This is a genomic window from Roseomonas elaeocarpi (assembly GCF_042433915.1).
In the GTDB taxonomy this organism is placed as follows: Bacteria; Pseudomonadota; Alphaproteobacteria; order Acetobacterales; family Acetobacteraceae; genus Roseomonas; species Roseomonas elaeocarpi.
In genome coordinates this window covers 72,949-97,633 of record NZ_JBHLUN010000017.1, presented here as the reverse complement: position 1 = coordinate 97,633, position 24,685 = coordinate 72,949, and the positions used below count along the sequence as shown (strand labels likewise).

Below are 24,685 nucleotides of genomic sequence, written 5' to 3'. Positions count from 1 at the left end.
GGAAGCCGAACCTGCCCCGATGGCCATCCGCCCGTGGGATGCAAAATCCTGTGCCCCCGCCCAGGGTTGCGGCGGCAGCGCCGCATTTCTGCGCGCGCGAACATCGCGCGTGCCCGCGGGCCCGGCGAAACGGGGCCTCCCCGTCGCGTCCGGCCGCGACGCGGTGCCGGCCCTGGCCCAACCCCGCAGGCACGCGCCAGGGGGTGCTTGCCAGCCGCCGGCGACCCCGGGATGATCGGCGCATGCTTTCCGATCAATCTCCCTTCGGCGGCGTGATCGGCGCCTTCCTGCTCGCCTTTCCGGCGCTCTTCTCCATCGTCAACCCGCTCGGCGCGGCGCTGATCTTCAGCCAGGTGATGGCCGACCGCAGCCCCGCCGAGCGCGCGATGCTGTCGGGCCGGGTGGGGCTCTACTCTCTCCTGGTGCTGCTGGTCTCGCTCTGGGTTGGCGCCTACGTGCTGAACTTCTTCGGCATCACGCTCGGCGCGCTGCGCGTCGCGGGCGGGCTGGTGGTGGCGATCCGCGCCTGGAGCCTGCTGATGGCGCCCGAGGAGCACGAGGCGCGCAAGGAGCAGCAGGCCGCCCCCGCCAGCGATGCCGAGGACGTGGCCTTCTTTCCGCTGACCATGCCCTTCACCACCGGCCCGGGCACGATCTCGGTGGCGATCACGCTGGGCTCGGCCCGTCCCGCCGGCGGCGCGGGCCTCTGGTCCTTCTTCGTCGGCGCCTCGGCGGCGGCGCTGCTGATCGCGCTGACGGTCTGGGTCGCGTATCTCTACGCCGACCGGCTGATCGCGCTGCTGGGGCAGAACGGCGCCCGCGTGGTGACGCGGCTGGCCGCCTTTCTGCTGCTCTGCATCGGCGTGCAGATCCTGAGCAACGGCGTGCAGGACCTGCTGGCGCCGGTGTTCCGCGGCGCGTCCTGAGGCGCGCTAGAGCAGATCCCGATCGGGTGGAATCACCTGATCGGGTGAAGCTGCTCAGGAAAACAACAGGCTGGAGCGATTTGCGTGAGCCAGGGCGAACGGAAATCGCTCTAGCGCGCCGCGGTTCCGGCCGGCGGACCGGCGGAGCCGCGCATCACCAGCTCCGGCAGCAGCAGCTCCGACACCGGCTCCCGCCCCGCCAGCAGGTCGATCACCTGCTGCCCCAGCATCTCGCCGAAGCGGCGCACGGAGGTGCGGAAGGTGGTCAGCGCCGGCACGGTCAGCGCCGCCATCGGCAGGTCGTCGCAGCCGATCACCGACACGTCGCGCCCGATCGCGCGGCCGGCGGCACGCAGCGCTTCCATGGCGCCGTAGGCCATCTCGTCATTGCCGCAGATCACCGCCGTGGGTGGCGCCTCGCCGCTCAGCAGCCGCCGCATCGCCGCCTGCCCACTGGCGGCGGTGTAGTCGCCTTCCGCCAGCAGCGCCGCGTCGGGAACGCGGTCTCGCGCGCGGTGCGCGTCCTCCCACCCCGCGCGGCGCTGCAGGCTGGCATGGACGGCGCCCGGCGTGTTGATCACCCCGACGCGCCGGTGCCCCTGGTCCAGCAGCCAGCCGGTGGCGGCCTCGCCGCCGCGGCGATGGTCGACATCCACGAAGGGATGCGCCGGCTCGGGCCCGGCCCGGCCCAACGTGGTGAAGGGAATGCCGCGGCGCGCGAGGTAGCCGACGCGCTCATCCGCCGGCCGCACGCGCGAGAAGACCAGCGCATCCGCGCGCCTGCCGTCCACGAGGCGCCGGAACACCTCCAGCTCGCCCTCGCCCGCCGGCGCGCCGGTGACCAGCAGGTCGAGCCCCGCCGCCGCCAGCGTGGTTTCCAGCCCGTTCAGCACCGGCAGGAAGTAGGGGTCGAGAAAGCCGCCGCCCGAGCGGGTCAGCACGAAGGCCACCGTGTCGGATCGCCCGCTGCGCAGCATCCGGCCGCCGAGATGCGGCGTGTAGCCCAGCTCCTCGGCCTTCTCGCGCACGCGCCGGCGCGTCGCCTCGGCCACGTCGGCGTGGCCGCTGAGCGCCCGCGACACGGTGTAGGTGGACAGGCCCAGCGCCGCCGCGAGGCCGCGCAGCCCTATCGGTGATGCCAAGGCGCCTCACCCTCAGCGGTGCGCAGCGCCGGCCAGGCCGTCGGATCGGAGGTCATGGCCGGCAGGTGCACCGCGAGGGTGCCGGGATCAAGCCTCCAGGCTGCGGAGGAACAGGCACATCGCGGCGGTCCAGGAGAAGCTGTTGCCGCCCAGCCCTTCGCCCGTGGTGGGATCGAAGTATTCGCCGAAGCCGCCCTGGCGCACCAGTTCCAGGCTGTCCCGCAGCACCCGTTGCGACAGCGCCGCCTGCCCGTTGCGCGCCAGACCGTCCAGCACCATCCAGTTCACCACCAGCCAGATCGGCCCGCGCCAGTAGCGGCGCGGCTCGAACTCCGGGGTGCCGGGCGCGAAGCTGGGCACGCCGAAGCGCACCTGTTCCAGCCAAGCTTCCAGGTGGCGGAGCAGCGCCGGGTGGCGCTCCGCCACGGTGGGATCGGCGTAGAGCGGCAGGAGGCCGGCGATGCCGGGCTTGCGGATCACCCGGTCATGGCGCGTGTCGCGGCCGTAGTAGAAGCCGTCCTCCGCATCCCAGCAGGCTTCGATCGCGGCCGCCGTGCGGGCGGCGAAGCCCTCGACCTCCACCGCACCCGCCTCGTCGCCCGCCCCGCGCAGCAGCGCGATCAGGTCGCGGTTGGCGCGCTGGAGGATGCTGTTGAAGCCGATATCGGCCACCAGGAAGGGCGCCGCGCCATGGAGCTTCGCCGGGTCGTAGTTCAGCGCGCGATAGCCGATCACGAGGTTGATGTAGCGGTCGTATTCCGGCCCGGTCGGCCGCACGCTGGCATGCGAGAAACCGGTGTCCTTGCGCAGGTGCGCCACCGAAGGACCGGGCTCCACCGCCGCCAGCGCCGCGTCCCAGACGGGGCTGTTGTCCATGCCGCTTTCCCAGGGGTGCACGATGGACACGAGGCCCGTGCCCTGCGGATCGCGCGCGCTGTAGAACCAGCGGTGGTAGCGCAGCAGCTTCGGCAGCAGCGCGCCCAGGCGCTCCGTCAGTCGCGGCGCGTCGCCGCGCTCGGTCAGGTATCGCACCACCGTGGCGGCCACGGGCGGCTGCGTGATGCCGGAGGTCTTCACCCGCCCGTTGCCCGCCTGCCAGACGCTGCTGTTGGGGAAGTAGGTGTCGTCGGCCTCGCGGAAGCTGATCTGCGGCACCATGCCGTCGGCCCACTGGCCGTCGAACAGCGTCTCGATCTCCACCCAGGCGCGGTCGGGATCGAACTGCGCGAAGCCCAGCGCCACGAGGCAGGAATCCCAGTTCCACTGCGCCGGATAAAGCCCCGAGGCCGTGGGCACGGTGTAGCCGCCGTGGTCGTTGGTGCGCAGGATGGCGATGGCCTGCTCGCGCAGATCGGTCATGGTGATGGTTCTTTCCCAATCTCAGGGCCCAACCTCAGGGCCCAGTCTCGGTGCGAGGTGGCTCTCAGTGCGACGCGGCGTCGCGCGCCACCGCGTCCATGGCGCGGGTGACGAGGCCGCGGCTGACGAGCAGCAGCAGCACCGCCACGACGTAGAGCGCGGCGGTGAGCGACAGCGCGAGGCCCAGGCCGATGCTTTCCGACAGCCAGCCGATCGCCACCGGCGCGATGCCGGCGCCGATGAAGCCCAGCGTCGTCATCAGCCCCACCGCGGTGGCGCGCGCCTCGGGCGGCACGATGTCGTGCATGGCGGCGTAGATCGAGCCGTCGAAGATGCCCTTGAAGAAGCCCGCCAGCAGCAGGCAGATCGCGAGCGGCAGCGCGGTCGCCAGGAAGCCGAAGGGCGCCAGGCAGATCGCCGCCAGGAACAGCCCGCCCGCCAGCACGTAGAAGCGCGCCATGCGGGTGCGCCGGATCGCCCAGTCCGCCACGGCACCGCTGCACAGCACCGCCACGAAGCCCGCGAGGTTGATGGTCAGCGCGCCGTAGAAGCTCGCCTGCGTCAGCGAGAACTGCAGCACGTCGCGAAAGAAGGTCGGCGCCCAGACCGTGACGCCGGTGCTGACAAAGGTCGCGCAGAAGAACACGCCGTAGAGCATCAGCGCCGCCGGCTGCGTCAGCACGATGCGATAAGAGGCACCGCCCTGCGCCGCGGCCTCGCGCTGCGCCGCGCGCGGGCTTTCGCGCATGGTGAACCACAGCACCGCCGCCAGCACGAAGCCCAGCGCGCCGTAGGTGTAGTAGGCCGCGTGCCAGTCGTAGCGTTCGGCGAGCCAGGCCGCGCCCAGCGTGCCCAGCCCGCCGCCCGCGAAGACCGCCGTCTGGTGGATCGCCAGCGCGCGGCTGCGCGTGTCGGGGCCGTGGTAGTCGCTGATCAGCGCCGTGCCGGAGGGGTAGTAGCTGGCCTCGCCCAGGCCGGTCAGCGCGCGCAGCACAATGAAGGCTCCGAAGCCACCGGCCAGCGGCGTGACGAAGGTCACCAGGCTCCAGACCACGAGGCCGCCCAGGATCACCAGCCGTCGGCTGAAGCGGTCGCCGAGATAGCCCGCGAAGCTGGCCGCGATGGCGTAGACCCACAGGAAGGCCGAGCTGAGCAGCCCGAGCTGCACGTTGTCGAGCGCGAAGTCCTGCCGCAGCTGCGGCATCACCGCGGTGATGGCGTTGCGGTCGGCGTAGTTCAGGAACGACACCAGCCACAGCATCAGCACCAGCGACCACTTGTAGCGGCCTCTCCCGACCGCCTCGCCCCGCAGGGCTGTCGCGCTGGCCATCGACGTTTCTCCCTTGGCTTGTCCGCCATCCCAGGGCGGTGGTCGCACTTACCTAAACGTTTATGGTCCTTCAACAGTTATAAGGGTTGTTTCGGGCTGCGGCCCTGCAACCGCCGGGCTTCCCCGGAAGCGCGTGGCCCTGCCCGCCTCCGCCGGAGCCTGCCTTTTCTTACGTTATCGAATCAACACCTGCGATGCCGCGGCAGCGCTCGCGCAACGCCACGCCGCCCTCCACCAGGAGGTTGATGTCGTTGGTGGCCACGATCAGCCGTGCGCCCAGTTCGGTCCCGTGCGAGCGGAGCAGCGCCTCCGGCAGGCCGATCACGCCGAACACCTTGTCATGCGCCCGCGCCGCCGCGGCGACCTCGCGGAACGCCGCCAGCACCTCCGGATGCTCGAGCTCGCCCGGAAGGCCGAGATCGGCGGCCAGGTCGTTGGCCCCCACCATCAGCGCGTCCACGCCGGGCATCGCCGCGATGGCCGCGGCCTCGGAGGTGCCGGCCGCGCTCTCGATCATGGTCACCACGGTGGTTTCGCGCTCCGCCGCCTCGGTCATCTCGCGCACCGGCGGCATCCGGAAGCCGAAGCCCGCCAGCGGCCCGGGCACGGAGCGCTTGCCCCAAGGCGCGAAGCGGCAGCGCTCCACCACGTGGTGCGCCTGCGCCGCCGACTCGACGTGCGGCACCACGATGCCCTCCGCCCCGCAGTCGAGCACGCGCGCGAGGTCGGGCGCGTCGGGGCCGCCCACCCGCACCAGCGCCGGCAGCCCCGCCGCGCGCGCCGCGATGCTGAGGGCCGCGACGTCGGCCAGCGCGATCGCCGAGTGCTCGGTGTCGATCAACAGCCAGTCGAAGCCGCAGGAGCGGGTCACGGCCACGATCTCGGCGGTGCGCAGCACGCAGGCGGCGAGGCCGATCGCCATGCCGCCCTCCCGCAGGGTCACGCGAAGCGGTTGGCTCATCGGAGTCTCCGGCAGGGGGCGCCCCGCAGGATGACCGCCCGATCCGCGCCGTGGAAGCACGCATTGCGCAGCGCGGCGAAACAGTGTTCGCCCGCGTCGCCGTATCACCCCCGCGGGGTGGCCCGCGTCGCCGGCGCCACCAGCACCTTGTCGCGATAGTTGCAGTGCGCCGCCGCCACGCAGCGCCAGCATTCCGGCATCCGCGCCTTGCACACGTAGCGGCCATGGAGGATCAGCCAGTGGTGCGCGTCGCGCAGCCACTCGGCCGGGCAGCGCTTCAGCAGTTCCCGCTCGACCTCCAGGACGTTCTTGCCCGGTGCCAGGCCGGTGCGGTTGCCCAGGCGGAAGATATGCGTGTCCACCGCCATCTCCGCCTGCTCGAAGGCGACGCTCAGCACCACCGAGGCGGTCTTGCGCCCCACGCCCGGCAGCGCTTCCAGCGCCTCGCGGTCGTTCGGCACCCCGCCGCCATGCCGGTCCAGCAGCTGCTGCGACAGCGCCACCACGTTGCGCGCCTTACCCTGCCACAGCCCGATCGTGCGGATGTGCCGCCCGACCTCCTCCACCCCCAGCGCCACCATCGCCGCCGGGGTGTCGGCCGCGGCGAAGAGGCCGCCGCGCTCCGGGTCGGTGGCACGGTTCACCGAGGCATCGGTCGCCTGGGCCGAAAGCACCACCGCCACCAGCAGCGTGAAGGGCGAGCGGAAGTGCAGCTCGGTCTCGGGAACCGGCGTCGCCGCGCGCAGGTCGCCCAGGAACAGCAGCGCCTGGGCCGCGGACATGCGGCGGGCGCGGCGCGGCGCGGCGGCGGTGCCGTGCAGCGGCGCCGGCTTGCGGCGCCGGGCGGGTGGGGACGAATCGCTTTCAACTGGCACGGCGCGCTCGCTGACCTATCTTGTGGGGTGCATGACACCCGATCCGGCACCGGAGAGCGAGGGAGACTCGCGAGAGCCCCACCGCGCGGCGGGTGGTCCCGCCCGCCCCCTGCCCATGCCGTTCGAGCCGGTGCCGTTCGAGCCCGTGCTGTTCGACGCGGTCACGATGCCGCAGCGGTCGGGAACGCCGCGCGGCTTCGCGGTGTTGTCGGGGCTGCTGCTCACCGCCTCGGGCACCACCGCGACGGTGTTCTTCCTGATGGGCGCCTGGCCGATCCTGGGCTTCATGGGCCTCGAGATCCCGCTGGTGCTGGTGCTGATCGCGCTGCACCACCACCGCGCCGGCCGCGCCTCGGAACGGGTCTCGCTGCGGGAAGACAGCCTGCGTATCCACCGCACCGATCCGGGCGGCCGGCACGAAAGCTTCGAGTTGCAGCCCTACTGGACCCGGGTGGACCTGCGCGAGGACCCGGCCACGGCCGGCACGCTGCGGCTGCGCTGCCGGGGCCGCAGCGTCGAGGTCGGACGCTGGCTGGCACAGGAGGAAAAGCGGGACTTCGCCCGCGCACTCGGCGATGCCCTGCGGCGGTACCGCGAGCCTCGCTTCAACAATCCGCAGCTGCGCGGGGACGGACGCGCGAGCTGGGGGGAGGAAGAGGCGACGCCCCTTCTGCCCGGCCTGCCTACTCGACCGGCGCCAGGCTCTTGATCAGGTCGAAGACCCGCTTGCGCACGGCCGGCTCGGTGATGCGGTAGTAGGCGCGCACCAGCTCCAGCGTTTCCCGACGGTTCAGGGCGTCGTCCTCGAAGCCTTCCTGCCCTTCGGCGAAGCCCGCGCCGTTGATGCGGCTGCGCGTCGAGTTGTTGCCGTAGGATCCCGGCATGTCGTCGAAGAAGAAGCCGATCGGCACGTCCAAGACCCGGGCAATGTCGAACAGGCGCGAAGCGCCGATCCGGTTCACGCCGCGCTCGTACTTCTGGACCTGCTGGAAGGTCAGGCCGAGGGCCTCACCCAGCTTCTCCTGGCTCATGCCGAGGAGCGTGCGGCGCAGACGGACCCGGCCGCCCACGTGGACGTCGATCGGGCTGGGTTTGTGCTCCCGATCGCCGCGATCGGAGCTTTCTTCGCTCAGCATCACCCTCTTCTTCTCCGCGCCCCCTGTCCTGCTGCCTGCGGGAGCCGGGGGGTTCTGAATGCTCCGCACCGTTGCCATCGCCTGCACCACGACAGTTTCCTCGTCACTTCCAACCATAAACTGCGCCCGCGTACACGATTTGTCAACTCTTTAGAAAAAATCTCTTTATTTGGACAAACTAGGGCTGTTCGCTGTTGTGAAGCGCCGCACCCTGCTCGTGTATCCCAGCAGGAAGGCCACCAGGGCGAGCAAACCGGGCACCCAGAGACCATGGCGTGCAAAGAAGGTGGGGGGCAGCGCACCCGGCAGATTGCGCGTCAGCACGCCGGTCTCGCCCAGCGCCAGCGCGCCGCGCTCCCGCCCGCGGGCGTCGAACACGGCCGAGATCCCCGTCTGCGCCGCGCGGGCGATCGGCAGCCCTTCTTCCACGGTTCGCAGCCGCACCGCCGCCAGGTGCTGGTAGGGCCCGGTGGAGGTTCCGAACCAGGCGTCGTTGGTAATGTTGAGCATCCAGGCAGGACGCTCCGCCGCCGCCACCGCGCCCGGAAAGATCACCTCGTAGCAGATCAACGGCGAGAAGCCGGGCAGCCCGGGGATGTCGAGCGTCACCGGTCCATGCCCGCCCGTGAAGTCCATGCCGCCCCGCACCACCCGCAGCGGTAGCAGGCCGGACAAGGGCATGTACTCGCCGAAGGGCACGAGATGGGTCTTGTCGTAGCTGCCCAGCAGCGCGGCGGAGCGGTCGATCGCCACCATGCTGTTGTAGACCGCCGTCGCCTGCCCCGCGTCGCTGAAATCCGCCCGCACCGTGCCGGCCAGGAGGAACCCGTTCTCCGGCAGTACCTCCGCCGCGTAGCGACGGGCATCGGGGTCCTGCGCCAACAGGAAAGGACTCGCGGTCTCGGGCCACACCGCCACGATCCGGTTGCCGGCAGGCGCCGAGGCCGCGGCGCGCGCGGCGCCCTCGCGCGTCAGCTCCAGGTAGCGGCGGAAGATCGGCCAGCGTGACGACGGGTCCCACTTCGCCTGCTGTGCCACGTTGCCCTGCACCAGCACCACGGTCACCGGCTGTTCCGGCGGCTCGGGCTGATCCAGCCGCCAGGCGCCCAGCCCGGCGAACGCCGCCAGCGTCACCGCCGCCGCCAGCACCCCCCGCCAGCGGAACAGCGGCGCCAGCGCCAGCAGCACCGTCACCAGCGACATGCCGTAGGCGCTGATCCAGGCCGCCGACTGCAGCGGCAGCGCGTCGAAGGCCCAGACGGTGCCCAGGAGGTTCCACGGGAACCCCGTGAAGAACCAGGCCTTGAGCATCTCCGCGCCCACCCAGGCGCCGGCGAAGGACAAGGCGCGGCGCCAGCCCGGCGGACTGGCCCAGGCCGCCAGCGCCGGCAGGATGGTGTAGGCGCCCATCGCCAGGGCCAGCGCCGGCACCGCGATCGGCACCGCCCACCAGAGCCGGTCGGCCTCGGTCAGGATCGCCTCGGTGATCCAGTACAGCCCGACCATCTGGAAGCCCCAGCCCCAGGCCCAGCCAATCAGCGCCGCACGCCGGCGCGTCGGCGCGAGCTCCAGCAGCAGCAGCAGCCCCGGCAGCGACAGCCACAGCACCGGCACGGCGAAGAAGGGAGGCAGCGCCAGCGCCGCGAAGGCGCCCAGCAGCAGCGAAAGCAGGAGGACGCGCCATGCGCGCCCCTCGGCGATGAATCGACGGGTGAGAATCAGCACGCGTCGCAGGTAGCGGGGTGCCGGGTGGCCGGCAAGCGAGGGGCTGACGGTCGTGATGCCCCGCCGCGACGTCGGGTTGCGGTGTTGTCCCGGGAAGGCAGGAGAAGGAATTCTCCCGCCTCCCCGGACCCCTCCACCCTCATCTTTTTTCGGGATGCTGCCGCGGGAACGCGGCGGATGTTGTGCGCTCAGGCTCATCGAGCCGGAGCAAGGAACGGTTCAGCCAGAGCTGACAGGAAGCTTGAGTATCTTGGGCAGCGCCAACGCCCGCCGTACCGCGACCGGCCTGCAGCGTTCCCGCGGCAGCGTCGCAGAAGAAGATGAGAGGGGGCCTGGGGGAGAGAATTCCTTCTCTCCCCCGGGACGGAGCAACGCCCGAAAGCGCCGCGCCTCAGATGTGCAGCGCGCGTCCATCCGCCGCCAGCGCCGCTTCCTTGACCGCCTCGTTCAGCGAGGGGTGGGCGTGGCAGGTACGCGCCACGTCCTCGGCCGAGGCGCCGAACTCGATCGCCATCACCATCTCGGCGATCAGCGTGCCGGCATCCGGGCCCAGGATATGGGCGCCCAGAACGCGGTCGGTCTGCTTGTCGGCGAGGATCTTCACGAAGCCGTCGGTCGACCCCATGGCGCGGGCACGGCCGTTGGCGGTGAAGGGGAACTTGCCAACCGTGTAGGCCTGCCCCCGCTCCTTCAACTGCTCCTCAGTCTCGCCCACCGTGGCGACCTCGGGCCAGGTGTACACGACGCCCGGGATGGCGGCGTAGTTCACGTGGCCATGCTGGCCGGCGATGATCTCGGCCGCGGCGACACCCTCTTCCTCGGCCTTGTGGGCCAGCATCGGGCCGGCGATCACGTCGCCGATCGCGTAGATGCCGGGCACGTTGGTGCGGAACTGCCCGTCCACCTTGACCCGGCCGCGCTCGTCGAGCTCGACGCCCGCGTCGGCCACGCCCAGCCCCTCGACGTAGGGGCGACGGCCGATGGCCAGCAGCACCACGTCGGCCTTGATCTGCTCAGCTTCGCCACCGGCGGCGGGCTCCACCGTCAGGGTCACGCCGTCGGCCGACTTCTCGGCCGCGGTGACCTTGCTCTTGAGCTTGAACTTCATGCCCTGCTTGCCGAGCACGCGTTCGAACTGCTTGCCGATCTCGTTGTCCATGCCGGGCACGAGGCGGTCGAGGAACTCGATCACCGTCACCTCGGCGCCGAGGCGGCGCCATACGGAGCCCAGCTCCAGCCCGATCACGCCGCCGCCGATCACCACCAGGTGACCCGGAACCTTCTCCAGCTCGAGCCCGCCGGTGGAGGTGACGATCTGCTTCTCGTCCACCTCGACGCCGCGCAGCGGCGCGCTGTCGGAGCCGGTGGCGATCACGATGTTCTTGGTCTCGTAGGTCTGGCCCTCGACCTCGACCTTGCCGGGCGCGGTAATCTTGCCTGCGCCCTTGAGCCAGGTGACCTTGTTCTTCTTGAACAGGAACTCGACGCCCTTGACGTTGGCGGCGACCACCTCGCCCTTGCGCGCCTGCATGCGGCCGAGGTCGAGGCTCACCTGCCCGACATTGATGCCGTGCTCGGCGAAGCTGTGCGAGATTTCCTCGAAGTTCTCGGAGGACTGCAGCAGCGCCTTGGAGGGGATGCAGCCCACGTTCAGGCAGGTGCCGCCCAGCGTCGCGCGCTTCTCCACGCAGGCGACCTTCATGCCGAGCTGCGCGGCGCGGATGGCACAAACATAGCCGCCGGGACCGGCGCCGATGACGATAACGTCGAAGCTCTCGGACATGATGGGTGCTGCGGTCCTGTCGCTGGAAGAAGAGGGTGCAAGGCGTAGCAGGGCTCGTGCGCGCCTTGAAGAGCGGGCAGCGCAGGTGAGACGGGCGTCGCACCGCCTTATCTGGGCTCGCCACCTCTAAGGCAGCAGCGGAATCGCACCGCCCGTCACTCGCACCGGCGGAAGCAGCCATGCAGCCGGCGGCACCATCCTGCCCCTTGCCGGCGACGGAGATCCAGCCATAACGTAACATTATAACATTCTGGAACTCCTGCCGTGCAGCGCCGCTCGCTCCTACCCCTCCTACTCGCCCCCTTGGCCGCCGGTGCCCTCCCGCGCCCCCTCCTGGCGCAGACCCAAGCCCCCGCGGCTGCAACGACGCCCCTGCCGGTGGTGGCATCCTTCTCGATCCTGGGCGACCTCGCGGCGCAGGTCGGCGGGTCGCGCATCGCCGTGCGGACGCTGGTCGGGCCAGATGGCGACGCCCACACCTACCAGCCGCGCCCCTCCGACGCGGCCGCGATCCGCGAGGCCAGGCTGGTGCTGCGCAACGGCCTCAACTTCGAACCCTGGCTGGACCGCCTCATCCGCTCCGCCGGCACGAAGGCGCAGGTCGTCACCGCGGCCGAGGGCGTCGCGACGCGCCGCATGACGGGCGAGGACGGACACGGCCACGACAGCACCGACCCCCATGCCTGGCAGAATATCGCCAATGCCCGGATCTACCTCCGCAACATCGCCGCGGCCCTCGCGGCGGCCGATCCGGAGGGTGCCGAGACCTACCGCGCCAACGCCAGCAGCGCCGACAGTCGCCTCGCCGCGCTGGACGAATGGGTGCGCGCGCAGGTCGCCACCGTGCCGGCGGAACGCCGCATCGTGATCACCAGCCACGACGCCTTCGGCTACTTCGGCGCGGCTTACGGCATCACCTTCGAAGCGCCCCAGGGCATGAGCACCGAGAGCGAGCCCTCCGCCGCCCAGGTCGCGGCGCTGATCCGGCAGGTGCGGGCCCGGCACGTCACCGCCGTCTTCGTGGAAAACATGACCAACCCAGCGACGCTCGACCGCCTCGCCAAGGATGCCGGGGTGACGGTGCGCGGCGAACTGTTCTCGGACGCCCTGTCCAGGCCGGGCGAAGGCGCCGAAACCTACGAGGCGATGATGCGGCACAATGTCGGGCTGCTGGTGCCGGCCATGCGCGGCGGCTGATCCATCGTGGTGCCGCTTCCGGGGGAGAGAAGGAATTCTCTCCCCCGGACCCCCACTCATCTTTTTCTGGGACGCTGCCGCGGGAACGTTGAAGGCCGGTCGCAGTACGGCAGCCACCAGCGCTGCTGAAAAGAATCAGGCTTCCTGTCAGCGCAAGCGGACCTGTCCCTCGCTCCGGCTCGATGAGCCGGAGCGCACAACGGCAGCCACGTTCCCGCGGCAGCGTCCTGAGAAAAGATGAGAGGGAGGGGTCCGGGGAGGGGGAGAATTCTTTCTCCTCCTCCCCGGGACAGAGCCACCACTCAATCCGGTCGAAGCAACCGCCCGCAGCCCTCAATCCGGGAAGTGGCAGGCCACCGGCCAGTCGCCGTCGCGGAACACGTTCTCCGGTACCTCGGCCGAGCAGATCGGGAACTGCGCCTTGGGGCAGCGCGTGTGGAAGGCGCAGCCGGTGGGCGGGTTCAGGGGGCTCGGCACCTCGCCTGACACGGGTGCCTCGCGGCGCTTGGCACCGGGAACCAGCCGCGGCACGGCCGAGAGCAGCGCGCGGGTATAGGGATGGCGGGGGTGGTCGAAGACCTGCCCGGTGACGCCTTCCTCGACGATCTTACCCAGGTACATCACCGCCACGCGCTCGGTCAGGTGCCGCACGAGGCGCAGGTCGTGGGTGATGAAGACCAGCGTCAGGCCCAGCTTCTCGCGCAGCTCGGCGAACAGGTTCACCACGCCCGCCTGCACCGACACGTCGAGCGCCGAGACCGGCTCGTCCGCCACGATCACGCGCGGGTTCACCGCCAGGGCGCGCGCGATGCCGATGCGCTGCCGCTGCCCGCCGGAGAACTCGTGCGGGCGGCGCTTGGCAGCCTCGGGCGGCAGGTTCACCGCGGCCAGCAGCTCCTCCACCCGGGCGGGAATAGCCTCACGCGGTACCAGCTGATGCACCCGCAGCGCCTCGGCCAGCGTGTCGCCCACCGTCAGCCGGGGGTTGAGCGAGCCGTAGGGGTCCTGGAACACCATCTGCACGTTGCGGTGGAAGCCGCGGCGCTCGGCCCCCTGGAGGGCCGAAACATCGCCGTCGTCGAACGTCACCTGCCCCGCGTCGGGCGCGTCCAGCCCCACCAGCAGCCGCGCCAGGGTGGACTTGCCGCAGCCGGACTCGCCCACCACGCCCAGCACCTCGCCCCGCCGCACCGACAGCGACACGCCGCGCAGCGCCTGTACCCGCCCGCCGCGCGGGGCACGAAAGGTCCGCACCACGTCGCGGGCGCGCAGCAGCACCTCGTCCGGCGGGCGGAAGGGCACCACTTCGTTCATCGCGCGGCCTCCGGGTGAGAGCGTCGCGCAGCCTCCGGCCGACTGAGGTTCATCGCACGGCCTCCGGCGGCTGAGAGCGTCGCGCGGCCCGCGGCCGACAGGCGGTTCATCGCGCGGCCTCCGGCCAGCGGGGCGGCAGTTCCTCGGCGGCGAGGCAGGCCGCCAGGTGCTCGGGCCCGAAGGGTTCCATCTGCGGCACGCCGGTGTTGCAGGCCGGCAGCACGTAGCGGCAGCGCGGCGCGAAGGCGCAGCCCGGCGGCATGGCGCGCGGGCTGGGCGGCATGCCCGGCACCGGGTTGAGCCGCGTGCCCGCCGCGTCCTCGCCTGGCATCGCGCCCAGCAGGGCGGCGGTATAGGCGTGGCGCGGATGGGCGAAGATGCGGTCCGCCGCGCCATCCTCCACCACCCGGCCCGCGTACATCACCGACACGCGGGTGCAGGTTTCGGCCACCACGCCCAGGTCGTGCGTGACCAGGATCATGGCCATGCGGTGCTCCTCCACCAGCCGCCGCAGGAGGCGCAGGATGCCGTCCTGCACCGTGACGTCGAGGGCGGTGGTCGGCTCATCCGCCAGCAGCAGCTTCGGCCCCGGCGCCAGCGCGATGGCGATCATCGCGCGCTGGCGCATGCCGCCGGAGAATTCATGCGGGTAGCTGTTCAGCCGGTCACGCGGGCTGGGAATGCCGACCTCGGCCAGCAGCGCCTCGGCCCGGGCGCGCCGCGCCCGGCGGCCGAGGTCCGGATGGTGCGCGAGGAGGCTTTCCTCGATCTGCGCGCCCACCGTCATCACCGGGTTCAGCGCCAGGCCGGGTTCCTGGAAGATCATCGCGACCTGGCCGCCGCGCACGCGCTGAAGCTCGCGTGGGTTCATCCGCAGCAGGTCCTGCCCGTTCCACAGAACCTCGCCCCGCACCTCGGCGTGGTGCGGCAGCAGGCCCGGGATGGCGCGCAGCGACACGCTCTTGCCCGAGCCGCTCTCGCCCACCAGCCCCAGGATCTCGCCGGGCGAGACCGCGAGGTCGGTGCCGTGGACGATCTCGATGCCGCCCAGCGACACGCGCAGGTCGCGCACCCGCAGGCCCCTGGTGGCGGTTGCCGCACTGGTCGCGGCCACGCCCGTCATCGCCGCGCTCATATGGTCACGCCCTTCAGCCCGTACCCAGGCCGCCCTGCCCGTCCGGCGGCCCTCACCGGCGGATGTCCATGCGATCGGCCAGCCCGTCGCCCAGCAAGGAAAAGCCCAGCCCGCACAGCACAACCGCGGCGCCGGGAAACAGCGCGATCCAGGGCGCCTGCGTCAGGAAGTTCTTGCCGTCCGCCACCAGCACGCCCCACTCCGCCTCAGGCGGCTGCGCGCCTAAGCCCAGGTAGCCCAGCGAGGAGCCCAGCAGGATCGCCAGCGCCATGTCCGACACGGCATAGGCCAGCACCGGCCGCACCGCGTTGGGCAGCACGTGCCGCCCCAGGATGCGCGCGGTGCCGTAACCCAGGCCGCGCGCCGCGGCGACGTGGTCGGCGGCCGACACCACCGCGACCTCGCCCCGCATCAGCCGGGCATAGGGAACCCAGCCGGCAATGGCCACCGCGATGTACATGTTGCCCAGGCCCGGCCCCAGCACCGCCACGATGGCGATCACCAGCACCAGGAAGGGAAAGGTCACCACGAGGTCCATGGCGCGACCCAGCGCCGCCTCGGCCAGGCCGCCGACGTAGCCGGCGATCAGCCCCAGCGTGCCGCCCACGATCATCGGCCCCAGCACCGCCAGCACCGCGATCTGCAGGTCCACCCGCGCCGCCCAGATGGTGCGCGACAGGATGTCGCGGCCGAACTGGTCGGTGCCGAACCAGTGGTCGGCGGAAGGCGGCGCCAGCAGCGCGGTGAAGTCGAAGGCCAGCGGGTCGTAGGGCGCCACCCATTGCGGCACCAGGGCGCAGATCAGCACCGCCAGCAGGATCAACCCACCCGCGAGAAGCGCCCTCATGCGCGCCGCCGCTGCGTGGCGCGCGGGTCGAGCCAGGCGGTCACGAGGTCGGTGGCGAGAAACGTCACCGACACCAGCACCGCCAGCACCAGGGTGAGCCCCTGCACCACCGGGTAGTCGCGCGCGAAGATGCTGTCGACCATCAGCCGCCCGACGCCGGGCACCGCGAAAACGCTCTCGGTGACCACCGCACCGCCCAGCAGCCCGCCGATATGCAGCCCGATCAGCGACACCGTGGCCGCGGCCGCCGGGCGCAACACGTGGGAGCGCAGCACCACGCGCTCCGGAATGCCCTTGGAGCGCGCGAAGGTCACGTGCTCCGCGCGTAAGGTGCCCAGCAGCGAGGCGCGCAGCGAGCGCGTGATCACCGCGGTGAAGCTCAGCGCCAGCGTCAGCGCCGGCAGGAACAGGTAATACAGGTGCGACAGCGGCGTTTCGCCGTAGCCGCCCACCGGGAACAGCCCCCACTGCGCCGCGAAGATCGTCAGCAGCAGCAGGCCCAGGAAGAAGATCGGCGCGCTCAGCCCCACCTGCAGGCCGCCGCGCACCGCGAGGTCGGGCCATTGCCCGGCGCGCAGCGCCGACATCACCGCGAGCGGCAGCGACAGCACCAGCGAGATCACCACCGCCATCGCCGCCAGCAGCGCCGTGACCGGCAGCCGCTCGGCGATCAGCCGCGTCACCGGAACGCGGGCCGCGATGGAATCCCCCAGGTTCCCGTGCGCGAGCTGCCCCAGGTAGGACCAGAGCTGCTCGATCGGCGAACGGTCGAGCCCGAGCTCGCGCTGCAGCCGGCCCACCGCCTCGTCGGTCGCCCGATCACCCAGCAGCGCCGAGACCGCGTCACCCGGCATGGCGCGGGCCAGGAAGAACACCGCCAGCACCGCCAGCGCCAGGGTGGGCAGCATCTGCAACACCCGGCGCCCCGCGTATCGCCACACGCCCCTCAGCGCTCCACGGAAGCGGCGGCGAAGATGTTGTTGCCCAGCGGGATCTGCACGAACCCCTGCGCGTTCTTGCGGAAGGCCACCGGGTAGGGCGTCTCGTAAAGGTAGAGGATCGGCGCCGCGGCGTTGTAGTGCTCCTGGATCTCGCGGTACTGCGCCGCCCGCTTCTCGTTGTCGGTCTCCTTGCCGCTCGCGACGAAGAGCTCGTCGATGCGCGGGTCGTGGAAGCCGGAATGCAGGCTCTCGATGTTCGGGAAATAGGCGAAGTACGAGGTGATCTGCGCCGGGTCGGAGATGTCGTTGGTCCAGGCCGCGGTGCGCATCTGGAAGTCGCCCTTGTTGTAGCGCGCCGTGCGGGTCGCGCTGTCCAGCAGCTCGATGCGCAGCCGCACGCCGATCGCGGTCAGCATCTGCTGCACCGCGGTCAGGTCGTTGGCGTCGTCCTGGTTGCCCGACAGCGCCATGCAGCTGACCTCGAAGCCGCTGCCATAACCGGCCTCGGTCATCAGCGCCTTGGCCTTGGCGATGTCGTAGGGATAGAGCGGCGACGGCCCGTAAAACAGCGGCGTGGTGGCCGACATGAAGGAGCGCATCGGCTTGCCCAGGCCTTGCGTAGTGATGGCGATCACCGCGTCCTTGTTGACGGCCATGTTCATCGCCTGCCGCACCCGCTGGTCGCTCAGCGGGTTCTTGGCGCCGTTGTACTCGGGCCGGCAGTTGAAGGTCAGGTAGCGCACGCGGGTCGAGGGCCAGAGCTCCATCCGGATGTTCGGATCGGCCTGCAGCTCCTTCACCCGGGCGTAGGGGATGAACTCCGTGCCGTCGAGCTCGCCGGCCTTGAGCTTGAGCAGCCGCGTGGCGTCGTCGGGCACGATCTCGAAGCGCAGCTCATCGAGGTAGGGCAGCGCCTGGCCCTGCGCGTCCTTGCGCCAGTGGTTGGGGTTGCGGCGCAGCACCATGGCCTGCCCGCGCCGCCACTCGGTCATCACGAAGGGGCCGGTGCCGATCGGCTTCTCGGCGAAGGCCTTCACCTTGTCGTCCAGCGTGGCGCCGGCGGCGGCCTCCACCAGGCGCTGTGGCAGGATGCCGGTGTTGAAGGTGGCCAGCGCCGCCAGCAGCGTGGCGTCGGGGTTGTTCAGGTGGACCGTCACCGTGTCGCCGCTGCCCTCCACCCCGCTGACGGAGCTCAGCAGCGAGCGCCAGGGGCCGCCCTTGCGCGCGCGCTCCAGCGACCAGACCACGTCCTCGGCGCGCAGGGCCGCGCCGTCGGCGAACTGGACGCCGGGGCGCAGCGTCAGGGTCAGCGTCTTGTTGCCGTCGCTCCAGTTCCAGGCGGTGGCCAGGCCCGGCTCCACACCCTTGCCGTCGGCCGTGGGCTGCAACAGCGTGTCGAAGAGGTTGGTCAGCACCCAGATGTCGGTGTTCGCATCATTGAGCACCGGGTCGAGGAACTGGCTGTCGGCGTAGCGCCCGTACACCATCCGGCCGCCGCGCGTCGCCGCCTGCGCCACCCCGCCAGGCAGCACCGCCGGTGCCACGGCCAGCGCCGCGAAACCGCCGAACAATGCGCGGCGGGTCAGCTCGAAAGGGTGTGTCATTGGACGGCTCCCGGAAACTGCGCGAGGCTGTTCCGGGGATGGCCATACTGTCAACGCGGCTGCCACGGATTTCCGCTGCCGCCTTGGGCAGCGCCGTGCCCTGGCTGACCATGGCGGCGGCAACTGCCGTTCAAGGGCTGGGCAACCGCCGCGGGCACGGCTTACGGCGGCCGTGGAGCGACCGCCGGAGCCTGCGGCGGAGGCAGCGACCGGGCCCGCCCAGGGCCGCCGTCGCCGAGCCCCACCTGACCCGCTCGACGTCCCGGGGGCAGGGCACCGGGGGCGATCCCGGCCCACACATGCCGGGGTCAACCTGCCCTGGACCAAGGTGCCGGGACTTGGTTCTCCGGGTCCGGCCTGAGCAGGCTCGGCGCGCCAGGGTTCGGCGCGCTGGAACTCAGCGCACTGGGGTTCAGCGAACTGAAGTTCAGCGCACGGGGGTTCAGCGCACCGGGGTGCCGCCCGCGGCGACACGGTCCGGGGCGACGCGGCCCGGCATGTGGCCGCGCGTGCGGGTGTCGGGCATGGCGACCGCCGCCACCAGCGCCACGGCCACCATGGCCACCACGTACCAGGCGAAGGCCCACTCGATGCCGCTGCTCTTGAGGGACAGCGCCACGCTCTCGGCCGTGCCGCCGAAGGCAGCGTTGGCGATGGCGTAGGGCAGGCCCACGCCCAGCGCCCGCACCTCGATCGGAAACAGCTCCGCCTTCACCAGCCCGCTGACCGAGGTGTAGCAGCTGACGATCACGAGGCAGCCCAGCACCAGCCCCAGCGTCGGCCAGAAGCCCATCGGCTGCCCCAGCGCGTTCAGCAGCGGCACGGTGCAGACCACGCCCAGCACGCCGAAGGCGATCAGCATCACCTTGCGCCCGATGGCGTCCGACAGCGCCCCGAAGACCGGCTGCAGCACCATGAACACGAACAGCGCCACCACCATCAGCCGCGTCGCCACCGGCACCGGCATCCCGGCGGTGTTGACCAGGTATTTCTGCATGTAGGTCGTGAAGGTGTAGAAGGCGAGGCTGCCGCCCACCGTCAGCCCCAGCACCACCAGCAGCGGCAGCGGGTGGCGCAGCAGCGCGCGGATCGAGCCTGCCTCCTTGCGGGATCGGCTGGCCTCGGTCGTGGTCTCGTGCAGGGTGCGGCGCAACACCATCGCCACCACCGCCGCGACGGCGCCGATCACGAAGGGGATGCGCCAGCCCCAGGCGCGGATCTCGTCGGCCGTGAGCACCTGCTCGATCAGGAAGATCACCAGCACCGCCAGCAGCTGCCCGCCGATCAGCGTGACGTAGTGGAAGGAGGCGAAGAAGCCGCGGTGCCGGTCGCCCGCCACCTCGCTCATGTAGGTGGCGCTGGCCCCGTACTCGCCGCCCACCGCCAGCCCCTGCGCCATGCGCGCCAGCAGCAGCAGCGCCGGCGCCACGATGCCCGCCGTGGCATAGGTCGGCAGCACCGCGATCAGCAGCGAGCCGCCGCACATCAGCAGCACCGAGATCAGCATGGAGAAGCGCCGGCCCTTGCGATCGGCCAGCCAGCCGAAGAGCCAGCCGCCGATCGGGCGCATCAGGAAGCCGATGGCGAAGACGGCGGCGGCGTTGAGCAGCTGCACCGTCGGGTCCTCGTTGGGAAAGAAGGCGCGCGCGAAGTACAGCGCGGTAAAGGAGTAGGCGTAGAAGTCGTACCACTCCACCAGGTTGCCAGAGGCCGCCGCCATGATGGCGGTGATGCGATGGCGCGTCTCGTGCACCTCGCCTTCCCGGATTGCTCCATGGTCCATCAAACGGCCTCCTTCAGGGTGGAAAGGTAAACCACCATGACCTGACCCGGCTGTCAGCAGGATGCTGCCCCGGAAGCGGCCGCAGCGCACGCTTCCCGTGCCGGCCGCGGCGGCGGCGCCACAGCCACCCCCCAACAGGCGGCCCCACAGGCGCCTCCTCCTCGCAAGCCATCGCAAGGGTTGCCCAAAGGGTCGCCCAAGGATCGCCAGAACCCCGCGCGCACGAAAAAGGGCGGGAGCCGAAGCCCCCGCCCTCCAACAGTCACCGCTTTCGCGGATGCGGTCAGATCGACAGCATCAGGCGGCGCGGGTCCTCGATGCTTTCCTTGACGCGCACCAGGAAGCTCACCGCCTCCTTGCCGTCCACGATGCGGTGATCGTAGCTCAGCGCCAGGTACATCATCGGGCGCACCTCGATCTTGCCGCCCACCACCATGGCCCGCTCCTTGATGGCGTGCATGCCCAGGATGCCGGACTGCGGCGCGTTCAGGATCGGGGTCGAGAGCAGCGAGCCGTAGATGCCGCCGTTGGTGATGGTGAAGGAACCACCCGCCAGCTCGTCGATCTTCAGCTGGCCGTCACGGGCGCGCTTGCCGAAGGAGCCGATGGCCTTCTCGATCTGCGCGAAGCCGAGCTCCTCGGAATTGCGCAGCACCGGCACCACCAAGCCGTTCGGGCCGCCCACCGCGATGCCCATGTGGACCGACTTCTTGTAGACGATGTCGTCGCCGTCGATCTCGGCATTGACCGCCGGGAACTCCTGCAGCGCCGCCACGCAGGCCTTCACGAAGAAGCTCATGAAGCCGAGCTTCACGCCGTGCTTCTTCTCGAAGCTGTCCTTGTACTCGGCACGCAGCGCCATCACCGCGCTCATGTCCACCTCGTTGAAGGTGGTGAGCATGGCGGCGGTGTTCTGCGCCTCCTTCAGGCGGGTCGCGATGGTCTTGCGCAGGCGGGTCATCTTGACCCGCTCCTCGCCCTCGCCCAGCGCGCGCGGCGCCTTCGGCGCGGCGGGCTTTGGGGCTTCCGGCGCCGGGCGGCTCAGGAAGGCCATCACGTCGCCCTTGGCGATGCGGCCGTCCTTGGCGCTGCCCTCGCCGACCTGCGCGGCCGACACGTTGTTGTCGGCCATCATCTTGGCCGCCGCCGGCAGCGGTGCGTGCTCGGCACCACCGGGGCGCGACACGGGCCCCGTGACGGGACGCGCTTCCTCGACCTTGGGCTGCGCGGGTGCCGCCGCCGCGGGCTGCGGCGCCGGGGCGGGCGCGGCAGGCTTGGCGGGGGCGGCAGCGGCGCCGGCACCGGCCGCGATGGAGCCCAGCAGCGCGCCGACCTCGACCTCGGCGCCCTCGTCGGCCGCGATGGCCTCCAGCACGCCGGCGGAGGGAGCGTTGACCTCGACGGTGACCTTGTCGGTCTCCAGCTCCACCAACGGCTCGTCGGCCTTCACCGCCTCGCCGGCCTTCTTCAGCCAGCGCGCCACCGTCGCGGTGCTGACGCTCTCACCCAGGGTGGGAACCAGGATATCGCTCATTGTCTTCCGTCCTGCTCAGGAAAGGCTGAGGGCCTGTCCGACCAGGGCCTCCTGCTGTTGCGCGTGGGTCTTGGCGGAACCCGTGGCCGGGCTCGCGGCGGCGACGCGGCCCACGTATTCCGGCCGCTTGGCGGCGATGTCCAGGCCCTTCAGAACCTTCTCGATACGACGGTCCATGAAGGTCCAGGCGCCGTTGTTCTCCGGCTCCTCCTGGCACCACACCACCTCGGCGTTCCGGTAGGGCGCCAGCACGGTGGCCAGCGCCTTGGCCGGGAAGGGGTACATCTGCTCGACCCGCACGATCGCCACGTTCTTGTTGTCGGCGTCGCGGCGCGCCTGCAGCAGGTCGTAGTAGACCTTGCCGGTGCAGAGCACGACGCGCTTCACCTCTTCCTCGGGCGCGATGGCGTCGATCTCCGGGATCACCGGGCGGAAGCCGGTGCCGGGGCCGAACTCGCTGAGCGAAGACACCGCCAGCTTGTGCCGCAGCAGCGACTTGGGCGTCATCTGCACCAGCGGCTTGCGGTAGTTCGCCCGCATCTGCCGGCGCAGCGCGTGGAAGTAGTTGGCGGGCGTGGTGATGTTCACCACCCGCATGTTGTTCTCGGCGCAGAGCTGCAGGTAGCGCTCGAGGCGGGCGGAGGAATGCTCCGGCCCCTGCCCCTCGTAGCCGTGCGGCAGCAGCATCACCAGGCCCGACATGCGCAGCCACTTGGTTTCGGCCGAGGCGATGAACTGGTCGATGATCACCTGCGCGCCGTTGGCGAAGTCACCGAACTGGCCTTCCCACAGCACCAGCGTCTGGGGGTCCGCCAGCGAGTAGCCGTAGTCGAAGCCCAGCACGCCGAACTCGCTCAGCAGCGAGTTGAAGGCCTCCATCCGCGGCTGCTCCGCGCGGATGTTGTTCAGCGGCACGTATTCCGCCTGGGTCTTCTGGTCGATCAGCACGCAGTGGCGCTGCGAGAAGGTGCCGCGCTGCACGTCCTCGCCCGACAGGCGGACGCGGTGGCCGTCGAGCAGCAGCGTGCCGAAGGCCAGCGCCTCGCCGGTCGCCCAGTCGATGTTCTCGCCGCTCTCGATGGCCTGCTTCTTGGCCTCGAGCTGACGGGTGATCTTCGGGTTGACGTTGAAGTCCGCCGGCACGCGGGCCAGCGCCGCGCCGACCTCGCGCAGCGTGTCGAGGTTGACCGCCGTGCCGTCCTCGGAATCCGCCGTTTCGGCGCCGGCCGCCTTCAGCCCGGACCAGTGGCCTTCCAGCCAGTCTTCCTTGTTGGGCTTGAAGCTCTGCGAGGCCTGGAAGGCTTCCTCCAGCTTGGCGTTGTAGGCGTCGAGCATGCCCTGCACCTCGGCCTCGCTCAGCGAGCCCTCGGCCACCAGCTGCTGCCCGTACTTCACGCGCGCCGTCGGGGTTTCCTTGATGCGCGCGTACATGGTCGGCTGCGTGAAGGCCGGCTCGTCGGTCTCGTTGTGGCCGAAGCGGCGATAGCACACGATGTCGAGCACAATGTCGGCGCGGAACTGCAGCCGGTACTCGGCGCACAGGCGGGCGCAGAACACCACCGCCTCGGCGTCGTCGCCGTTCACATGGAGGATCGGCGCCTGCACCGCCTTGGCCACGTCGGTGCAGTACAGGCCGGAATAGGCGTGCGCCGGGGTGGTGGTGAAGCCGATCTGGTTGTTGGTCACGACGTGGATCGTGCCGCCGGTGCGGTAGCCGATGAGCTGGCTCATCGCCAGGGTCTCGTACACCACGCCCTGGCCCGCGAAGGCCGCGTCGCCGTGCAGCAGGATGCCCATCACCGAGGAGCGGGCCTTGGTGTCACCCGCCATGTCCTGGCGCGCGCGCACCTTGCCGATCACCACCGGATCCACCGCCTCGAGGTGCGAGGGGTTGGGCTGCAGCGACAGGTGAACCTTGTGGCCCTCGATCTCCACGTCGGTGGAGGTGCCCAGGTGGTACTTCACGTCGCCCGAACCCTGGAAGGACTCCGGGTTGGCGGACACGCCCTTGAACTCCGACAGCAGCTGCACGTAGGGCTTGCGCACCACGTTCACCAGCGTGTTCAGGCGGCCGCGGTGGGCCATGCCGATCACCACCTCGGACACCCCGCCCTTGGCGGCGGTCTCGATCACCGCCTGCACCGCCGGGATGGTGGCCTCGCCACCCTCGAGCCCGAAGCGCTTGGTGCCGACGTACTTCTTGGCGCAGAAGGCTTCCCAGCCCTCGGCCTCGGTCAGGTCCTCCAGGATCGCGGCCTTCTCGGCCTTGCTGAAGGCGCCCTTCCAGGGGGCGTTCTCGATCCGTGCCTGGATCCAGCTCTTCTGCTCGGGATCCTGGATGTGCATGAACTCGACGCCGATCGGCCCGCAGTAGGAAGCGCGCAGCACGGCGAGGATCTCGCGCAGGGTCGCGCTCTCACGCCCCAGCACGCCGTTGATGAAGATCGGACGGTCGAAGTCGGCCTCGGTGAAGCCGTAGCTGGCCGGGTCCAGCTCGGAATGCCGCTTCTTCACCTGCAGGCCCAGCGGGTCGAGGTCGGCCTCGAGGTGGCCGCGGACGCGGTAGGCGCGGATCAGCATCAGCGCGCGCAGCGAGTCAAGCACCTGCTGGCGGGTCGCCGCCGGGTCGGCCGCAACAGCCGCGGCCGCGGCGGGGGCCGCCTTGTCTCCCTTGGCGCCCTTGGCGGGCGGGGCCACCGGCTCCTCGGGCGCGAAGCCGCCGCGCGGGCGGGGGGCCCAGGAAGCGCCGGTCGCGTCTTCCAGCACCGAGCGGGCATCGTCGTTGAGCGCCGCGAAGAGTTCCTGGAAGGAGGAGTCGACGCTGTCGGGCCGCTCCACCCAACGCGCGTAAAGATCCGCGAGGAAGGCCGCGTTGGCCCCTGTCATCGCGGTCGCGAGGATGTCCACACCCGGCATCACACTTCCTCCTTGCAGCCTGGCCAAAGCGGTCGGCCGCCCGATCCCATGCAAGAACGCCGCCGCTATAAATCGACGGCCTGCGGAAACATAGTCGCGTTGGCTATAGAAAGGCAGTTCCGGGTGACAAGGCTGTTGCCCGGAGGACGCAGGGCGCGCGCGCGCAGGCGGGCGGCG

Annotated in this window: 19 protein-coding genes; 3 read left to right on the top strand and 16 right to left on the bottom strand. The window is 70.8% G+C overall.

The genetic code is table 11. The features are described 5' to 3' along the window. The first annotated feature begins 242 nt into the window (after positions 1-242). A complete protein-coding gene (locus ACFFGY_RS20960; protein WP_377046484.1) occupies positions 243-926 on the top strand; it encodes a MarC family protein in 684 nt (227 codons plus the stop codon). A gap of 110 nt (positions 927-1,036) precedes the next feature. On the opposite strand, the gene ACFFGY_RS20955 is transcribed toward ACFFGY_RS20960, so the two are convergent. The 5 genes from ACFFGY_RS20955 to nth form a co-directional block, all read right to left on the bottom strand. Continuing rightward, a complete protein-coding gene (locus tag ACFFGY_RS20955; protein WP_377046483.1) occupies positions 1,037-2,068 on the bottom strand; it encodes a LacI family DNA-binding transcriptional regulator in 1,032 nt (343 codons plus the stop codon). An 87-nt stretch (positions 2,069-2,155) separates the two neighbouring features. Then, positions 2,156-3,427 (bottom strand): MGH1-like glycoside hydrolase domain-containing protein, encoded by a 1,272-nt coding sequence (locus ACFFGY_RS20950; protein ID WP_377046482.1) that lies wholly within the window; start codon positions 3,425-3,427, stop codon positions 2,156-2,158. Positions 3,428-3,491: 64 nt separating this feature from the next. Continuing rightward, complete coding sequence (locus tag ACFFGY_RS20945) at positions 3,492-4,757, bottom strand: MFS transporter (RefSeq protein ID WP_377046481.1); 1,266 nt, start codon at positions 4,755-4,757, stop codon at positions 3,492-3,494. Between the two features lie 169 nt (positions 4,758-4,926). Beyond that, positions 4,927-5,718 carry an HpcH/HpaI aldolase family protein gene (locus ACFFGY_RS20940; RefSeq protein WP_377046480.1) on the bottom strand — a complete coding sequence of 264 codons (792 nt, stop codon included), beginning with the start codon at positions 5,716-5,718 and terminating at the stop codon, positions 4,927-4,929. 104 nt (positions 5,719-5,822) lie between these two features. Beyond that, a complete protein-coding gene (nth, locus tag ACFFGY_RS20935) occupies positions 5,823-6,500 on the bottom strand; it encodes an endonuclease III (protein ID WP_377046620.1) in 678 nt (225 codons plus the stop codon). Between the two features lie 223 nt (positions 6,501-6,723). Here nth and ACFFGY_RS20930 point away from each other — a divergent pair, with 223 nt between their 5' ends. Continuing rightward, positions 6,724-7,302, top strand: a complete 579-nt coding sequence (locus tag ACFFGY_RS20930; RefSeq protein ID WP_377046479.1) for a DUF2244 domain-containing protein — start codon at positions 6,724-6,726, stop codon at positions 7,300-7,302. Here the strand turns inward: ACFFGY_RS20930 and ACFFGY_RS20925 are convergent. From ACFFGY_RS20925 to lpdA, 3 genes are all read right to left on the bottom strand, one after another. Beyond that, positions 7,277-7,729, bottom strand: a complete 453-nt coding sequence (locus ACFFGY_RS20925) for a helix-turn-helix domain-containing protein (RefSeq protein ID WP_377046478.1) — start codon at positions 7,727-7,729, stop codon at positions 7,277-7,279. The genes ACFFGY_RS20930 and ACFFGY_RS20925 overlap by 26 nt on opposite strands. Before the next feature lie 165 nt (positions 7,730-7,894). Continuing rightward, a complete protein-coding gene (gene lnt, locus ACFFGY_RS20920) occupies positions 7,895-9,454 on the bottom strand; it encodes an apolipoprotein N-acyltransferase (protein ID WP_377046477.1) in 1,560 nt (519 codons plus the stop codon). Between the two features lie 391 nt (positions 9,455-9,845). Then, positions 9,846-11,237 carry a dihydrolipoyl dehydrogenase gene (gene lpdA / locus ACFFGY_RS20915; RefSeq protein ID WP_377046476.1) on the bottom strand — a complete coding sequence of 464 codons (1,392 nt, stop codon included), beginning with the start codon at positions 11,235-11,237 and terminating at the stop codon, positions 9,846-9,848. A 264-nt stretch (positions 11,238-11,501) separates the two neighbouring features. Between lpdA and ACFFGY_RS20910 the strand changes: the two genes are divergently transcribed. Beyond that, positions 11,502-12,434: a metal ABC transporter substrate-binding protein gene (locus ACFFGY_RS20910; protein WP_377046475.1), complete on the top strand. Its 933-nt coding sequence runs from the start codon at positions 11,502-11,504 to the stop codon at positions 12,432-12,434. A 333-nt stretch (positions 12,435-12,767) separates the two neighbouring features. On the opposite strand, the gene ACFFGY_RS20905 is transcribed toward ACFFGY_RS20910, so the two are convergent. The 8 genes from ACFFGY_RS20905 to ACFFGY_RS20870 all read right to left on the bottom strand — a co-directional run bounded on the left by ACFFGY_RS20905 (position 12,768) and on the right by ACFFGY_RS20870 (position 24,508). Next, positions 12,768-13,748 (bottom strand): ABC transporter ATP-binding protein, encoded by a 981-nt coding sequence (locus ACFFGY_RS20905; protein WP_377046474.1) that lies wholly within the window; start codon positions 13,746-13,748, stop codon positions 12,768-12,770. A 106-nt stretch (positions 13,749-13,854) separates the two neighbouring features. Continuing rightward, a complete protein-coding gene (locus ACFFGY_RS20900; RefSeq protein WP_377046473.1) occupies positions 13,855-14,883 on the bottom strand; it encodes an ABC transporter ATP-binding protein in 1,029 nt (342 codons plus the stop codon). 52 nt (positions 14,884-14,935) lie between these two features. After that, on the bottom strand, positions 14,936-15,730 hold the full coding sequence (locus ACFFGY_RS20895; protein WP_377046472.1) for an ABC transporter permease: 795 nt from the start codon (positions 15,728-15,730) through the stop codon (positions 14,936-14,938). Continuing rightward, positions 15,727-16,671, bottom strand: coding sequence for an ABC transporter permease (locus tag ACFFGY_RS20890; protein ID WP_377046471.1), 945 nt, complete (start codon positions 16,669-16,671; stop codon positions 15,727-15,729). The genes ACFFGY_RS20895 and ACFFGY_RS20890 overlap by 4 nt, the downstream gene beginning before the upstream one ends. A 5-nt stretch (positions 16,672-16,676) precedes the next feature. Further along, positions 16,677-18,275 carry an ABC transporter substrate-binding protein gene (locus tag ACFFGY_RS20885; protein ID WP_377046470.1) on the bottom strand — a complete coding sequence of 533 codons (1,599 nt, stop codon included), beginning with the start codon at positions 18,273-18,275 and terminating at the stop codon, positions 16,677-16,679. A gap of 442 nt (positions 18,276-18,717) precedes the next feature. Further along, positions 18,718-20,058: an MFS family transporter gene (locus tag ACFFGY_RS20880; RefSeq protein ID WP_377046469.1), complete on the bottom strand. Its 1,341-nt coding sequence runs from the start codon at positions 20,056-20,058 to the stop codon at positions 18,718-18,720. Between the two features lie 283 nt (positions 20,059-20,341). Continuing rightward, on the bottom strand, positions 20,342-21,592 hold the full coding sequence (gene odhB, locus ACFFGY_RS20875) for a 2-oxoglutarate dehydrogenase complex dihydrolipoyllysine-residue succinyltransferase (RefSeq protein ID WP_377046468.1): 1,251 nt from the start codon (positions 21,590-21,592) through the stop codon (positions 20,342-20,344). 15 nt (positions 21,593-21,607) lie between these two features. Beyond that, on the bottom strand, positions 21,608-24,508 hold the full coding sequence (locus ACFFGY_RS20870) for a 2-oxoglutarate dehydrogenase E1 component (RefSeq protein ID WP_377046467.1): 2,901 nt from the start codon (positions 24,506-24,508) through the stop codon (positions 21,608-21,610). Between the last annotated feature and the right edge of the window lie 177 nt (positions 24,509-24,685).